This is a genomic window from Bacillus paranthracis (assembly GCF_001883995.1).
Classification (GTDB): domain Bacteria; phylum Bacillota; class Bacilli; order Bacillales; family Bacillaceae_G; genus Bacillus_A; species Bacillus_A paranthracis.
Window position 1 is genome coordinate 83,625 of record NZ_MACE01000056.1, and the last position, 16,328, is coordinate 99,952.

The 16,328-nt window shown below is 37.2% G+C and carries 11 protein-coding genes and 1 pseudogene; 7 read left to right on the top strand and 5 right to left on the bottom strand.

Annotated features, from left to right (window positions below):
• Positions 1 to 31: 31 nt before the first annotated feature.
• Together BAQ46_RS22420 and BAQ46_RS22425 are read right to left on the bottom strand one after the other, a co-directional pair.
• The gene (locus BAQ46_RS22420) at positions 32 to 1,177 is read right to left on the bottom strand and encodes a M20 peptidase aminoacylase family protein (protein ID WP_000729800.1); all 1,146 of its coding nucleotides are present in this window, start codon (positions 1,175 to 1,177) and stop codon (positions 32 to 34) included.
• An 87-nt stretch (positions 1,178 to 1,264) separates the two neighbouring features.
• Positions 1,265 to 2,173, bottom strand: coding sequence for an EamA family transporter (locus BAQ46_RS22425; protein WP_000947030.1), 909 nt, complete (start codon positions 2,171 to 2,173; stop codon positions 1,265 to 1,267).
• 326 nt (positions 2,174 to 2,499) lie between these two features.
• Here BAQ46_RS22425 and BAQ46_RS31580 point away from each other — a divergent pair.
• The 3 genes and pseudogenes from BAQ46_RS31580 (at position 2,500) to BAQ46_RS22440 (ending at position 3,965) form a co-directional block, all read left to right on the top strand.
• Positions 2,500 to 2,644 (top strand): annotated as a pseudogene (locus tag BAQ46_RS31580) (peptidase T).
• 16 nt (positions 2,645 to 2,660) lie between these two features.
• The gene (ccdA, locus tag BAQ46_RS22435) at positions 2,661 to 3,368 is read left to right on the top strand and encodes a cytochrome c-type biogenesis protein CcdA (RefSeq protein ID WP_001152681.1); all 708 of its coding nucleotides are present in this window, start codon (positions 2,661 to 2,663) and stop codon (positions 3,366 to 3,368) included.
• A 90-nt stretch (positions 3,369 to 3,458) separates the two neighbouring features.
• Positions 3,459 to 3,965: a CcdC family protein gene (locus BAQ46_RS22440; RefSeq protein ID WP_001028639.1), complete on the top strand. Its 507-nt coding sequence runs from the start codon at positions 3,459 to 3,461 to the stop codon at positions 3,963 to 3,965.
• A 63-nt stretch (positions 3,966 to 4,028) separates the two neighbouring features.
• Here BAQ46_RS22440 and BAQ46_RS22445 read toward each other — a convergent pair whose 3' ends face one another.
• Positions 4,029 to 11,591, bottom strand: coding sequence for a DUF7507 domain-containing protein (locus BAQ46_RS22445; protein ID WP_071742814.1), 7,563 nt, complete (start codon positions 11,589 to 11,591; stop codon positions 4,029 to 4,031).
• A gap of 277 nt (positions 11,592 to 11,868) precedes the next feature.
• On the opposite strand from BAQ46_RS22445, the gene BAQ46_RS22450 reads away from it, so the two are divergent.
• Together BAQ46_RS22450 and BAQ46_RS22455 are read left to right on the top strand one after the other, a co-directional pair.
• Positions 11,869 to 12,939: a hypothetical protein gene (locus tag BAQ46_RS22450; RefSeq protein ID WP_071742816.1), complete on the top strand. Its 1,071-nt coding sequence runs from the start codon at positions 11,869 to 11,871 to the stop codon at positions 12,937 to 12,939.
• Positions 12,940 to 12,989: 50 nt separating this feature from the next.
• Positions 12,990 to 14,045 carry a hypothetical protein gene (locus BAQ46_RS22455; protein WP_061131647.1) on the top strand — a complete coding sequence of 352 codons (1,056 nt, stop codon included), beginning with the start codon at positions 12,990 to 12,992 and terminating at the stop codon, positions 14,043 to 14,045.
• A 30-nt stretch (positions 14,046 to 14,075) separates the two neighbouring features.
• Here the strand turns inward: BAQ46_RS22455 and BAQ46_RS22460 are convergent, their stop codons facing one another.
• Both BAQ46_RS22460 and BAQ46_RS22465 read right to left on the bottom strand, forming a co-directional pair.
• A complete protein-coding gene (locus tag BAQ46_RS22460; protein ID WP_000889384.1) occupies positions 14,076 to 14,516 on the bottom strand; it encodes a DUF2621 domain-containing protein in 441 nt (146 codons plus the stop codon).
• A gap of 103 nt (positions 14,517 to 14,619) precedes the next feature.
• Positions 14,620 to 14,916: a hypothetical protein gene (locus BAQ46_RS22465; protein ID WP_000262403.1), complete on the bottom strand. Its 297-nt coding sequence runs from the start codon at positions 14,914 to 14,916 to the stop codon at positions 14,620 to 14,622.
• A 245-nt stretch (positions 14,917 to 15,161) separates the two neighbouring features.
• On the opposite strand from BAQ46_RS22465, the gene BAQ46_RS22475 reads away from it, so the two are divergent.
• Positions 15,162 to 15,749 carry an AAA family ATPase gene (locus tag BAQ46_RS22475; RefSeq protein ID WP_001998011.1) on the top strand — a complete coding sequence of 196 codons (588 nt, stop codon included), beginning with the start codon at positions 15,162 to 15,164 and terminating at the stop codon, positions 15,747 to 15,749.
• Complete coding sequence (locus BAQ46_RS22480; RefSeq protein ID WP_000722213.1) at positions 15,746 to 16,318, top strand: DJ-1/PfpI family protein; 573 nt, start codon at positions 15,746 to 15,748, stop codon at positions 16,316 to 16,318. Before BAQ46_RS22475 ends, BAQ46_RS22480 begins: the two co-directional genes overlap by 4 nt.
• Positions 16,319 to 16,328: the final 10 nt, after the last annotated feature.

Here is a 16,328-nt window from a genome sequence, read left to right on the forward strand (position 1 = left end):
AGCCGTTAAGCATTTCTTAACGGCTCCTTTTTTAGGAAAAATGTTTAAGTGCCCTTTCAGCTAACAAAGCGAAGTATTCTGCACTTATAGGTAACGCTCGCTCATCTACTGTAAAGCTTGGATGATGCCATTCATGTGTACCACTCGTTCCCATAAAGACGAATGATCCTGGTATGTGTTGTTGATAAAAAGAGAAATCTTCGCCAGCCATGGAAGGAGTAGGGGTAATCACGTCTAGTGACATTTCCTGTGCAGTTTGTGTACATAAATGAGTAAGACTTTCATCATTATGGACAGCAGGAGGACCTGAATGAAAATGGAATTCTGTTTTTACACCTAGTGCATCAGAAACGCCCTTAATGATACGTTCCATTAAGGCTGGAATTTTTTCGCGTGTTTCAGCTTGGAAAGTACGAACAGTACCTTCTAATATTGCTTTTTCAGGAATAACGTTCCACGTATTTCCTGAGTGGATGTTTGTGACACTAACGACGGCATTATGTGAAGAACTTATATTTCGGCTTACAATAGTTTGTAGTGCCATCACAATTTGAGAAGATGCGACAATAGGGTCTACCCCAGCATCTGGTACAGCTGCATGTGTACCAACTCCGTGAATTTCAATTTCAAATCGATCAACTCCGGCCATCAGTGGACCATCTTTAATACCGATTGTACCTACTGGTAAATCAGGTTTATTATGCATACCGAAAATAGCTTGTACACCACGTAAATGCCCGGCTTCGATGACGTTGCAAGCACCATTACTACTTTCTTCAGCTGGCTGGAATATAAAGCGTACAGTTCCGCTAAGAGAAGATTCTTTTTCTTTTAGCAAATAAGCAGCCCCTATAATAGCAGCTGTATGAAAATCATGCCCACAAGCGTGCATTTTTCCATGGATTTTTGAAGCGTAGGATAAATTTGTTTCTTCCTGAATAGGAAGGGCATCAATATCAGCACGGATTGCTATAAGCGGTCCGTTACGATTCCCCGAAATTTCAGCAATAACGCCCGTTTCTAAATTAGAATTTATAATCGTAATGTTTTTCTCTTCCAACCAATTCTTTATAGCTTTCGTCGTTTCAAATTCTTCGTATGATAGTTCTGGATGCTCATGTAAATTTCGACGAATAGAAATTAGCGTCTCAGTTAATTGCTCTAGATTTGCTGCCACTTATAATGCCTTCTTTCTTAAATAAAGTATTTACATTAAGTATACAATATTAAAAGAGAGGATTCTCAAATGAAAATCCCCTCTCGTTTATGCTGCCAATTTTTTGTGTGTATGATGTTTACGATAACGTCCACGCATTGCATAAGCAATTTGCGGGATTGCAATCCCGATTAAAATAAGTGATACACCGAACCATTGTGAAGATAGTACAGCTTCTTTTAAAACGAATACAGACATAATTGTTGTAACTGGTAGTTCCGCAGCGCCAAGAATAGTCGCTAAGCCAGAACCAATCTTTGGAATACCAATTGTAAAGGCGATAGAAGGAATGACGATACTGAATGTTCCTAAACCTAAACCGTATTTCCAAAGTCCTTCAGAAATTGCACCGTTAAAAATAAATGTTGGAGGGAATACGATCATTACTAAAGTTAAAGCACCAGCCATTAAAAGAACACCGCGTGGTAATGAAGGTACTTCAACAGCAACTTTTCCGCTCACGAAAATGTATGTTGCAAATGTAACAGCAGATAATAGGCCTAATATAATTCCAGTCGTATCGAAATCACCTGCTGATTTTTCTAGTAAACCACTTGATAAAAATGTACCTGCAAGTAAGAAAATAACAGAAATAACTTTTTCTCTTGAAGGTAAAGTTTTTGTTGCGACTGCTTCAATAATAATTCCGACCCAAACGAATTGGAATAAAAGTATAATGGCGATAGATGCTGGTACAGTTTTTAATGAAGCATAATAAAAAATTCCAGTGAAACTTGCAGATGTACCTGCAACGAATAAAATTAAAGCTTGTTTTAATGGAACACGATGTCTAGAAAATAGAAGTGTAATAGCAAGCAAAATAATCCAACCGAACAAATATTGGCTGCCAATTACCTCTCCAAGTGAAAATCCTTCTGCATATGCAAGTTTAACGAAAATAGCTAAAATTCCATAACTACACGCTCCTAATAAAACTAAAAGAGAATAACGAAGCATGAAATATTCCTCCCATCTATATGAAATTGTTCCGTAACGGACATATATAACTAGAGGGAAGTATACAAAATTAAAAATGAAGGGTCAAATAAAAGAAAAGTGTGACATTTTATAGAATAATAATAAAAGTATGATATTTATGCATAATCTTGAAATTAGTAATAATAGAAGTATTGTAAAATCAAGTTTGTATTGTATAAAGACAGCATTTGAAAAAAATATTTTTTAATCAATATGTATATAAACGTACGAATAACATGCTAATCATTTGAGAAACTATATTACCTTTGTTATGTTAATAACATTAGAGAGGTTTTGTAGTGTAATTGAGATTTTTCTATATAAATAGAAGGAAATGAAAACGTTTTTTCAGAAAAAGTGTGAAAGGGTAGTTTTTCTTATTATCACGTTGGAAAAGTGATTTCACGAATTGTTCATAGTATTTTTATATGTTTTTGCTACAATATGTAAGGAGAGGAGTGGAATAATGCAAGATATTAGTATTTTTTTAGCGTTTGGTGCTGGGTTTTTATCATTTATTTCCCCATGTTGCTTACCGCTTTATCCGGCATTTTTATCGTACATAACAGGTATGTCGGTTTCTGAGTTGAAAGAAGAAAATGCAATGCTTCGCAAAAGAAGTATGATACATACAGCGTTTTTCTTACTTGGATTTTCAATTATATTTATTGCAATTGGATTTGGTACAAGTTTTATTGGAGGCATCTTTACAAATTATAAAGATTTAATTAGACAGTTAGGTGGTATATTTATCATCGTGTTCGGTCTTATTATTGTCGGTGTGTTTAAGCCGAAGTTTTTAATGCAAGATCGTAAATTTACGTTTAAAAATCGTCCGAGTGGTTATTTTGGATCTGTTTTAATTGGGTTGGCATTTGCTGCAGGGTGGACGCCTTGTACAGGACCTATTTTAGTGTCTGTAATCGGATTAGCAGCAACAAATCCAGAATCAGCAATGATTTATATGATTGCATACATACTTGGATTCGCTATTCCGTTCTTCGTGCTATCATTCTTTATTACGAAAATGTCTTGGATTAAAAGAAATAGTATGAAGTTCATGAAAATCGGGGGATACATTATGATTATCATGGGTATCTTCTTATACTTTAACTGGATGACGAAAATTATCGTATATTTCTCAAGTTTATTTGGTGGTTTTACGGGTTTTTAGTATTATTCTGTGAAAATGTTGGAAATACTAACGGAAAAGCATATAATGAAAGTATATTTTGCATATAGCCACAAAAAAGGATGAGAAAATATGAACATAGTTGTTTTATCCAGTATCGTTGCTGTTTGTATGGCTGTTGGTGCGATGTTTATTCGTTTAAAAGCAGCTAAGAAACCTGCAACATTGAAAAAAATTATACTTCCACCATTTTTTATGAGTACGGGAGCGTTGATGTATGTTTTTCCTGAATTTCGATTAACTCCAGCAGAAATGTTAGAAGCAATTGGCGTCGGTTTGTTTTTCTCTATTTTTCTTATTAAAACATCTAAATTTGAAATTAGAGGACAAGAGATTTATTTGAAGCGTTCGAAAGCATTTGTCTTTATTTTAATCGGATTACTTGTCGTGCGTATTGTATTTAAAACATATTTAAGCCAATCGCTTGATTTAGGACAACTTAGTGGGATGTTCTTCTTGCTGGCATTTGCGATGATTGTGTCATGGAGAATTGCCATGTACCGTTCCTTTACAAAATTACAGAAGGAAATGGAAAAAGAAGATGGTTTTTATAATGAAAAAGATATGAAATTAACTTAAAAACTGTATATGTATAAAATAAAAAGACAGCGTTTTTTGACGCTGTCTTTTTATTTTATATTGCTAACATCTTCTATTCCAACCGCGCCGGATAAAACGTTCCCCATTAAAGAAACAATTTAAATTTGGTGAGACGAACGGACCGATAAACGGAATAATGTTTGGCTCTGAAGTTTCATCAACGAAAGTCGGTGGTTTAGTAGGATCTGGTCTGAGTGTATAGCGAATGCGGGCGGTATTTTGAATGAGACCATTTCGTGGCTCTGCTGTTACTTGAACGATAAAACGAACAACAACGGATTCACTTGGATTAACAGTATTGATAAGAATACCGATAGTTGGGCTAGTTCCGGGACGTGCTACTCCATTTACTGTTACTGAATTTGGATAGAAAGTAACTTCAGGAGGAAGTGGGTCGGTAATGAGTACGTTATTTACTGGGATGGTGCCATTGTTAGTAAAGGTAAGTGTATATGTGATGAAATCACCGAGATGGGCGCTATTTACATTTGCGGTCTTAATAAATGTGTTTGGCTCATTAGGGTTTACTTCTATCGTAATTGGTGGTGTTGTAGTCGTTGTTGTGATAGGTGGTCTAGTAGAGTCGGGTTGAGAAGTATACGTAATGGATGCGATATTTGTAATCATTCTATTAGCTGGAAGTGTAATAACCTGTACTTTGAATGAAATAGTTACGGATTCTGTTGGATTAAGAGTTCCGACTGGAATGCCTGTGGATGGATTTGCGTTTGGAACGGGAATGTTATTAATTGTGACACTATTTGGAACGAATGATGTGCCGACAGGAAGTGAGTCTGTAACAGAAATGTCAGTGACAGGAATCGTACCTTCATTTTGGAATGTGATAGTAAATGTAATCGTATCACCTACTGAAACGATGGATTTATCAGCGGTTTTTATCGGGTTAATAGTCCCAACGTTTACAGGAGTAATTGTAGTAGGTGTAGGCGTAGTAACGGATACAGGTGGTTTAGTAGGATCGGGTTGGTACTGGAAGGAAACGTTACCTTGGTTTTGAATTTCTCCGCTTGGTGGAATTGAAGTAACTAGGACACGGAAAGAAATCGTTGCGGATTCAGAAGGAGCAAGTGTTGAAATTGGGATGCCTGCTGATAGATTTGCAGTTGGTTGCGGCACGTTGTTAATTGTGACACTATTTTGGATGAACGAAGTACCGATAGGAATTGTATCAGTTACAAGTATATGATTAGCAGGAATGGTACCTGTATTTTGGAGAGAAATCGTATACGTAATGATATCACCTAAAGTAACTGTTTCCGGCGTGGCTGTTTTTTTCGGATTTAATATAGCTGTAGTTACATTCGTTGTGTTAATTGGAGTAGGGTCTGTAATTGTAATAGGAGGTTCACCAGGACCTGGTTCATATGTGAAAGTAACAGTTGCTTGATTTCGAATAATACCACCAGGTGGTACACTTGTGACTCTTGCTTGGAATTGAACAGTAATTGTATCGTTTGGATTGACTGTTCCAACAGGTATACCTACAACAGGATTTGCTCCAAGATCTGAAATGTCATTTATTACAACAGTACCTGGAAGAAACGTTAACCCATTTGCTAACGGATCAGTAATGATAACGGAAGTTGCAGGGACTGATCCGCGATTTTGGAAGGTTACAGTATACGTTATGATTTCATTTATATCTACAATTTGTTTGTCGGCTAGTTTATTTGGGTTAGGTGTAGGTGTAATAACGGATACTTCAACAGTTGGAGTAGGATCTGTAATAGTAATAGGGGGTTCGCTAGGGTTTGGCTGGAATGTGTAAGTGACAGTTGCAGTGTTTTTAATAATACCGTCTGGTGGGAGTTCAGTTACAGTAACTTGATAAGTTAATGTAACAATTTGTCCTGGAGTTACAGTCCCAACGTTTACACCATTATTTGGATTTGTTCCAGGTTGCGTGACGCCATTAATCGTAACGCTATTCGGAATGAAAGTAGTACCAGATGGAGTAGGGTCTGTAATAATAACATCTGTCGCATTAATATTCCCGACATTTTGGAACGTAATTGTATATGTGACAGTATCACCAAGATTAATAGTTTGAGGGTTACCTTGTTTGTTAGGATTAATAGTAACTTCACTTACTTGCGTCTTTGTAGTAGGTGTAGGCGTAGTAACAGATACAGGTGGTCTAGTAGGATCTGGCTGATATTGGAATGAAACGATCCCTTCATTTTCGATAAAGCCTGTCGGTGGTATCGAAGTTACTTGAACTTGGAAAGTTACGACGGCTGAAGTGTTAGGTTCTAATGTACCGATAAGAATTCCGGAACTAGGAACGATACCAGGTTGCGTGACGCCGTTAATCGTAACGCTATTCGGAATGAAAGTAGTACCAGCTGGAATAGGATCGGTTACAAGTACATTTGTTGCAGGGACAGTTCCTGTATTTTGTAAGGAGATTGTATAGGTGATTGTGTCACCTAATAAAGCAAATACTTTATCAGCGGATTTTGTAGGGTTTGTTGTTGCCGTGTTGACATTGGTAGTAGTAGGAGGCGTTGGAGTAGTCACTGTTACTGGAGGTTCTCCAGGATTAGGTTGGAATGTGTAGGTGATAGTAGCTTCATTTATAATAATTCCGTTAGGTGGTATGGAAACAACGCGAACTTGAAAAGTTACAACAACTGATTGACTAGGATTTAATGTGCCAAGAGGAATGCCAAGAGCTGGATCAACATCACTAGTTGGGATACCATTAATTGTTACACTATTTGGAATGAAAGTCGTACCAACTGGAATCGAATCTGTAAAAATGATATTTGTTAGTTGAACAGTTTGTAAGTTTTGGAATGTAACGGTGTACGTAATGATATCGTCTATATCAACGTTGTTTCGATCAGCCGTTTTCGATGGATTAATAATACTATTAATGATTTCAGTATTAACTGGTGGTGTTTCTTCTGTTTTTGTAATAGGAGGTTCATTTGGATTAGGCTGAGAGGTAAAGTTGATTGAACCAACATTTGTAACAACCCCATTAGGGGGTATATTCGTAATCGTTACTTGGAACGTAATGGTTATTATTTGATTTGGTTGTATTGTACCAATGAGTATCCCAATGCTTGGATCAACACCTGGTTGGGAAAGGCCATTTACTGTAACAGAATCTACAATAAATTGTGTGCCTACTGGTGGTTGATCAATGACAGATACATTTGTCATAGGAATATTTCCAGTGTTTTCAAGGGTAATTGTATAAGTGAGTGCATCGCCAATGTTAGCGATTGGCAAATCTACTGTTTTTGTTGACTCTAATTCTGCATTTTGTACAATTGTTTCTGCGATTGGAGTCGGTGTGGTTGTTGTAATAGGCGGGAGTGTCGGATCTGGTTGAGATGTGTAAGTGACATTTGCTTCATTTGAGATAATGCCATTTGGTGGTAAAGCTGTTATTTGTACTTCTAAAGTAACAGTCACTACTTGTCTAGGGTTTAATGTGCCAACTGGGATTCCTGTTTCAGGGGTCAAATTAGGTTGTGGAATGCCATTAATCGTAACGCTACCAGGGATAAATGTAGTTCCAGTAGGGATAGAATCTGTAATAATGACATTAGTTGCAGGTATATTACCAGTATTTTGAAGGGTGATTGTATAAGTGAGCGTATCACCAATACTTGCAAACTCACGATCCACTGTTTTTTGCGGGTTCGGGTTAGCGGTACGAACAGGTAAAGTTACGGTAGGAGTCGTTTCTGTTGTTGTAATAGGAGGTTCGCTAGGATTAGGCTGAGAAGTGTAGGTAACACTTGCTGTATTTTCTATTTTTCCATTAGGAGGAATAGCGTTTATTTGAATCTGGAATGTAACAGTAACTGTCTCGCCGGGATTAACTGTTCCAACAGGAATTCCTGTGACTGGACTTACGCCGGGTTGAGCGACATTGTTTACAGTAACACTATTCGTAATAAAAGTTGTACCCGGTGGTAAAGAATCTGTAATTGTTACACCAGTAGCAGGTATAGTTCCTTGGTTTGTAAATGTGACAGTATAAGTTACAATATCGCCAATTTCTGCAAACGTAAGGTTTGCTGTTTTTGTTGGACTTATGACTACAGTTTGGATAGGAGTTGTTGTTTCAGGAGTTGTTTCTGTTTTTGTGACTGGAGGTAAATTTGGATCCGGTTGATAATTAAATGTTGCACTACCTTGATTTCGGATTTCGCCGCTAGCAGGGATGTTTATTACTCGTACTTGGAAAGTAATCGTTGCGCGTTCGGATGGCACTAAAGTTCCAAGTGAAATTCCTGATGATGGATTTGTTCCTGCTTGAGGAATCCCATTAATCGTAACACTATCTGGAATAAATACAGTACCGGCAGGGATAGAATCTATTACTGTTATATTCGTAGCAGGAACAGTACCGGTGTTTTGAAATGAGAGAGTATAGGTAATGACATCATTTAATGCAACGAAGGAGCGATCTGCTGTTTTTTGTGGATTTAGTGTAGCGGTATTAACTGCTGTTTCTGTTTCAGGAGTTGTAATAGTTGTCGTAACGGGAGGTTCATTTGGATTTGGCTCGTATGTGAATGTAACATTTGCTTGATTTCTAATAACTCCTCCGGGCGGGATACTATTTACTACACCTTGGAACGTAACTATAATACTTTGACCGGGATTTACAGTGCCGACGGGTATACCAATTTCAGGGTTTTCTCCAAGTTGTGATGTGCCATTTACGACAACGCTACCTGGAACGAAAGAAACACCAGATGGAAGTGTATCTTTTATAATAATATTTGTAGCGGGGACGGTCCCTCTATTTTGGAATGTTACAGTAAAAGTAATCGTATCCCCTATATCAACAACTTGTCGATCAGCAGATTTTGTAGTCGTTGGATTAGGATTATTAATTGGAATGTTTACACTTGGAGTGGTGGTAGTTGTTGTGACAGGAGGCTCACTTGGGTTCGGTTGATATTGGTAAGTGAAGGATGCTTGGTTTCTAATTATTCCATCAGGTGGTAAGTTTGTAACGACAACTTGATACGTGATTGTTTTCGTTTCTCCGACAGAAATGGTACCAAGTGGTATACCAAGTGATGGGGCTGTTCCTGGCGTTGTAATGCCATCGATTGTAACACTATTTGGAACGAAAATAGTTCCGTTAGGTGTAGGGTCTGTAACGACTACATTTGTAGCCGGAACGGTCCCGTTATTTGTAAATGTGACCGTGTAGGTAATCGTATCTCCTAAATCAGCAACTTGTTTGTCGGCAGATTTTGTAGGCGCTGTAATAACGGTCCCAACTTGAGTTTCTGTTTTAGGAGTTGGGGTAGTTGTTGTAACAGGAGGCTCATTTGGATTAACAATATAATTAAATGATACACTGCCTTGGTTTTCTATAATTCCATTTGGCGGGACACTTGTAACTTGAACTTGGAATGTAATTGTTTTTGCTTGATTTGGATTTAAAGTACCAATCGATATACCGTTTTCAGGATTACTGTTAGGTTGTGAGACACCATCAATCGTGACGCTATTTGGAATAAATGTTGTACCGTTTGGAATTGGATCTGTTAGTACAATATTTGTTGAGGGAACAGTGCCGTTATTTTGTAAACTAATTGTATACGTAATAACATCACCAATATCAACGAAAGTACGATCAGCAGATTTTGTAGGGTTAACTGTAGCGGTATTAACAGAGACTGTAGTAGGTGCTGTCGGTTCGGTTGTGGTAACCGGCGGCCTTGTTGGATCTGGCTGGTACGTATATGTCGTTGAAGCTTCGTTTGCAATAACGCCGCCAGCTGGAATTTGTGTAACAAGAACTTGGAAAGATAGTGTTTTGGTTTCACCGGGATTAATTGTTCCAACCGGGATTCCTAGTGCGGGATTTGAATTTGGAACCGGTACATTATTTAAGATTACGCTATTCGGAATGAATGTTGTACCAGTAGGAATGGTATCAGTAAAAACTACATTTGTAGCAGGGATCGTACCATCATTAGTGAAAGTAATCGTATACGTAATAACATCACCAATATCAACAGTAGTTTTATCCGCCGTTTTAACAGGGTTTGTAATAGCGGTGTTAACAGGAGTAGTAGTAGGTGGTGTAGGGTTTGTTGTTGTAATAGCTGGTTTTGTAGGATCTGGTTGATACGTAAATGTTGTGGTTCCGATATTTCGGATTAGGCCATTCTCTGGGAGAGCGGTAACTTGAACTTGGAAAGTGACAGTGACAGTATTACCAGCTGCGATTGTTCCAATTTGTATACCACCAGAAGGGTTTACGCCAGGTTGTGAAGTACCGTTAATTGTGACGCTATTCGGAATAAATGTAGTGCTACTTGGAATTGGATCAGTTACAATAACGTTCGTTGCAGCGATGTTTCCTGTATTTGGTACAGTAATCGTATACGTAATAATATCACCGATATCAGCAATTTGTGGACTAGCAGTTTTTGTTGGATTTACAATTGCAGTTCGTACAGAAGTAGTTGTTGGAGGTGGTGTTATCGTAGTGGTTGTTGAGGGTTCAGCCGGATTCGGTTGCGACGTAAATGTTACATTTGCTTCGTTAGTAATCGTTCCGTTAGCTGGGAGGGAAGTGACTTGGACTTGAAATGTGACAGTTTTAGTTTGACCAGCAGGAATTGTACCTAGCGGAATATTTGTTGGAGTTACGCCAGATTGTGCCGTTCCATTAACTGTAACACTGTTTGGAATAAAAGTAGTGCCAGTAGGGATAGGGTCGGTGATGGAAACATTTGTCGCTGAAATATTACCGTTATTTGGAACAGTAATCGTATACGTAATGATGTCACCAATATTCACAATTTGTTGGTTTGCACTTTTAGTTGGATTTATGATAGTAGCATTAATTTGTGTTTCAACTATATTACTTGTAGAGTTTCTGTTAATTGGTGGTTGGTTTGGTGGATTATATTGAAAGCCTGAAGTTGCACTATTTGGAATAGGGTTAGGTGTAGGGAGAGTATTAACTTGAACTTGAAACGTAATTGTAGCATTCCCGTTTGCAGCAATCGTTCCTACATTTATTCCAGTAGCAGGATTATCTGTAGTAGAAGTACCATTAACTGTAACGCTACCCGGTACGAACGATGTGCCGGCAGGAGGCGTGTCTGTAATGATAACATTATTAGCAGCTAATGTGGCTTGATTTGTGGCCGTAATTGTATACGTAATCGTATCACCGATAGTAGCAATTGTTTTATCTACTGCTTTTGTTAATGCGACATTAGCTGTGAAAATATCTGTATTAACAATATTGCTTGTTGTCGTACGTGTGATAGTGGGTGCGTTAGGTGCAGGTTGAAATTCGTATCCAAATAATGCTACGTTACTTGCAACTGGTGGGGTAGGGACACTTGTAACATCTACTTGAAAGGTAATTGTAACAGAGCCGCCAGCAGGAATGTTGCTAATGGGAATACCAGTAGCAGGATTTCCAGCTGTTGCAACGCCATCAACTGTAACGCTGTTTGGAACGAAAGTAGTGCCAGCGGGTATGGGGTCTGTAAATGTAACGTTTTGGGCAGGAAGTGTTCCGGTATTTTGGACAACGATTGTATAGGTTAAACGACTTCCTATTGTTGCTATTGCCATTAGATTCGTCCTTTCTGTATAAATTTAAATCCGGTCAAGGCATGGAATATTTACAAATAGCATTATTTAATAATCTAGAAACAATACTATGTGTAAATATTAGTATAAAATGAGCTCGTCATTGCATCCTATTCAAATTTAAATGAATAGGAATAGGCAAAGGCTTTTTTTTTGCCCAAATTAGTCTGTGCATATACAAATGGAACTTTTTTTACTTGTTTGCATTAAATGAAATAGCGAATAAATATTTATCTTATATGGAAGGGGAGTGGAATTGTTGGCTTTTGTACAAACATATACGAAAACAGACTCTTTATTTATGGTACACACAGGTAATACAGTTGGCATGCGTGGTATTACAACAGCGACGGCGTATCAATACAATGCATTAATAACAAGAGATACAAATTTAAGTTTTGCAGGAGTTCCTTCTTCGGTAGATCCATTAACTTTTGCGGGAACGACAAATGATTGGACATTAAATGGTTCTTGGGCAAGACTTAATCCTTCAGTAACAGATGTACCAGCAACAGCAACTGTAGACTTTGCAATGCTAGTATGGCAAGGAACATTGAGTGCAACTGTGACAGAAACGGTGGTAAATAACAATATACCTACTTTACAAACACCGGATGGGGTCACTCATACAATTACGAGTGTTCCTGCATGGGGAGAGACGAGATCAAGCGGAACATTTCAAGGTACCATTTATACACGTGCTGCAAATGTAACAAATATTCTACAAGGGCTTTCAAATCGAGCAGCGGGGGATTATTTTGTAGAAAGGGTTCCCACGGCAAATCCTCCGACGCAAGGGACAGGCGTAGGATGGGCATTGGTTGTTGTATATCGCGATAATTCATATCCTATTAGGAATGTTAGTTTATATACTGGTTTACTCATTTCTACATTGGGTGAGACAGCAACGATTTCAAATTTTATCACTCCAGTTGTAGCGCCGGTTAATGCTCGTGTATTTACAATGGCAATTAATGGTGATACTGATGCGACAGGTGATAGATTTAACTTAAACGGTACGGGACTTTCAGGACCTAATAATTTAATAAATAACTTTTTTGCTTCACAAGTAAATAATTATTTGGGAAATTTAAATACAGTCGGAAGTTTTGGGGATAGAAATATGCCAATTGGTACTTCTGCGACTAATCGGCGTGCAGAGTTTGATGTGACAAATGTACCCGCAAATGGCGTGTTAACAGCCGGCTCTACTTCTACTACCGTGAATATCCCAAATACATTTGATTATCTTTACGCTGGTGCTGTCGGTTTACAAATAGATTTAGCGGAGGCACGTTTAACTGCTACAAAATCAGTAATAGTGAGTTAAAAAATTGAAAACTTTAATAAAATTTTTTATCCTAATAGGAGTGAATTCTATTGGCTTTTGTTCAAGCTTACGGTAAAAACGATAACTTATTTATGATGCATACGGGTAATACGATGGGAATGCGCGGTACTGCAAATACAAACTTTGCTTACAATGCACTTATAACATTAAATACAGATTCTACTTTTGGAGGAGTTCCTTCATCGACGGACCCGAATACATTTGGAGGTACAACAAATGATTGGACATTAGATGGCTCATGGGCTGAATTAAATCCATCAACTACTATCGTTCCAGCTACGGCGGTTGTAGATTTTGCGTTACTTGTTTGGTCAGGTGGATTGGATACGGCTGTTACAACTGCTGTTGTTGATGCGAATCCTCCAAATTTAGTTACGCCTGATGGAACGAGTACACAAGTGACAATTAATTCAGCATGGTCATCAGAAGGGACAAATCTCCCTTTTATAGCCAATGTTTATAATCGAGCAGCAGACGTTACATCTTTACTGCAAGGTTTACCGAATCGAGCAGCAGGAAGATATAGTGTGACAAGATTACCTACGCGTCAGCCAGTTGGTTATGGTGCAGGATGGTCGTTGATTGTTGTATATCGTGATTCCTCATATCCGATGAGAAATGTGAGTTTATTTCCAGGTTTTTTATTATCCGGTACACCACAAACCATTTCAGGATTTTTTACACCAGCTACAGGGACGGTGACAGCAAGAGCTTTTGTAATGGCGGTAAATGGTGATCCGAATTTTACAGGTGATAATTTTCAATTGAACTCTGTGACATTAACAGGACCAAATAATCCAATAGGGAACTTTTTTAGAGGGCAAGTAAATGATATTAATGGAAATTTAAATACAATTGGTAGTTTTGCAGATCGGAATTTTTCTGGAACGACTACAACTGCAAATGCAAGAGCTGAGTTTGATATTACAAATGTAAATGCAACAGGTTCTATTGCACCAAATACGACATCTACACAAGTAAATATTACAGGTACTGGAGATACAATTTATACAAGTGCGGTTGGATTACAAATAGACTTGGCGGAGGCTAAATTAACAGCAGTAAAATCAGTAACTGTAAGTTAAAAAAGATTGCTATAAGTTAGCAATCTTTTTTTATGAGGTAGATTTTGTTAGTAAAGATTGATAATGAGAATAATCAATCTTTTTTTCTTGTAGTTTTTTTACTAAAAATTTATGATCACGCTTCGGTGTAGCAATAATATACCCTTTAATAATTAAATCTTGTGTAATTTGAGAGGCTTTTTCTTGTAAGGCTAGTTCACCGATTTTGCCAGCAATTTTTGATTTAGCAACATCGCGAAATAGCTCTGGAACAGGACTGACGAGCTCTTCTAACAATTGTTTTTGTTCGTCATCCCATAAATGCCTCGTTTTATTAATATAGTGCTCTTCCCAATCTAAAATGGACATACCATCTTCTTTTGGTAGTCGTTTTAAAAATTTTCTGAACATAAAGTATCCACCGATAGACATAAGTCCTAATAAAATAACAGTCCACAGTACAATAAACCAACTGAACCATCCTTCGAGCAAGAGTATCCCCCCTTAATGATTGCGGTTTTCTTTTATTTATATTATAAACAGTGAGATTGATAGAAAGCAAGAACGCTTGGTCATTTTGACCAAGCGTTATCATTTAAACGAAGTATAGTTGTTCCACACATAAATTATTATTATCATCTTCTACATATTCAATGATTAATGTGCCAACTTTACGATCTTTATCTTCAGTTGTGAAAATAGAGTAAGAAGTAAAACGTGCTGTTGATAGGCCGCTTATATGTGTAGGTAAAGAAATGTAGTCGTTATCGCGGAAGAATTCCATCAGTTCAATATCCTCAAATTCTTTTCGGTCAACTTGTTTGTTTGTATAGCGGCGTTGAAGTTGTTTTAAAGACTCGTTCCAAGAAATTGCTTTTGTATCGTATACCATTGTCTTATCTCCTTACTGTATGTAATCATTAAGAACATACGTTCTAATCTAGTATACTCTTTTTATTTGAAAAGGGAAAGCAAAAAATAATGTAAGCTTGGATTTCCAAGCTTACATTATTAATGCGTCCGTCATAATCTCTATTTTTTATTATATGTTAGATAAGAATAAGAAACAAGATGATATATATTTTGTTGATAGTTTTCAAGATTCTGTATATTATAGTTTTACTAAAGCGCAAGGGAATGAGAGGAATGGCATATGTAATTTCACTCCAAGGACCGATGGCAAGCGGAAAAACGACATTGGCTAAAAGGTTAGAGCGATGTGGGTTTTCAGTTATATATGAAAACCCTTATCCAATTGTAGAAAAGCGAAGAGTATTAAATTTGGATATAAATTCAAAAGAAGGGTTTATTCTAAATCAAAAAATGTTTATGGAAGCAAAAATAAAGGAGTTTCAAAATGTAAAAGATTCAGTTGTAATTTTTGATCGCGGGCCAGAAGATATTGAGTTTTTTACGCTCTTTTATCCAAAGATTATAGGAGAAGAGTGGGATATAGAAACTGCATTAAGAGATGAATTATATAAATTAAGAGAATGTCGTTCAGATGCTATTTTTTATTTAGATGGCTCGGAAAGTAATTTATATAATAGAAAAAATAATGATAGAACAAGAAACAGAAGTACATTTGAGGAGCAATTTAAATTAGTAGAAACTGAAAAAGACTGGTATAAACAATTTCCTGTAACTTATGTGGACACGAATAGATTAACAGCGGAAGAATTAGAGGGATATTTTATGGATTGGTTAAAGGAGAGAGGGATATGAAAAAAATACTTTTATTTGTATACCCAACATTTGCGGAGTTTGAAATAACAGTAGCAACGGCATTGTTGAAAAATAAATATGAAATTATTACAGCGAGTTTAACGAAAGAATTGATTATAAGTGAAACAGGTTTGCAAGTGCAACCGCATATAGAATTAAGTGAAGTACGTGTAGAAGAATATGAGGGGATTATTATTCCAGGCGGAGATGCGATACATATGAAGGATGCAGAAGGACTCTTTTCAGTCATCCGTCAGTTTCACGAACAAGAAAAATTAGTAGCTGCTATTTGTGCGGGACCGTATGCACTAGCAAAAGCAGGCTTATTCAAAGAAAACTCGTATACAGTAACTATGGACTATAGAAAATTAGATTGTTTTCCAGTAGAAAATTTTGTGTATGAAGAAGTTGTGGAACATTCAAACATTATTACAGCGCAGGGGCATGCATTTGTACCATTTGGAATAGCGATTGCCTCTTATTTTGGGATAGCGAACGAACACAATATAAATTTTTACAGTGGTAAGGGGAATGTGATGATGGAGGAGCTTTTGCCTGAGAATGTATAAAAGCTAGCAT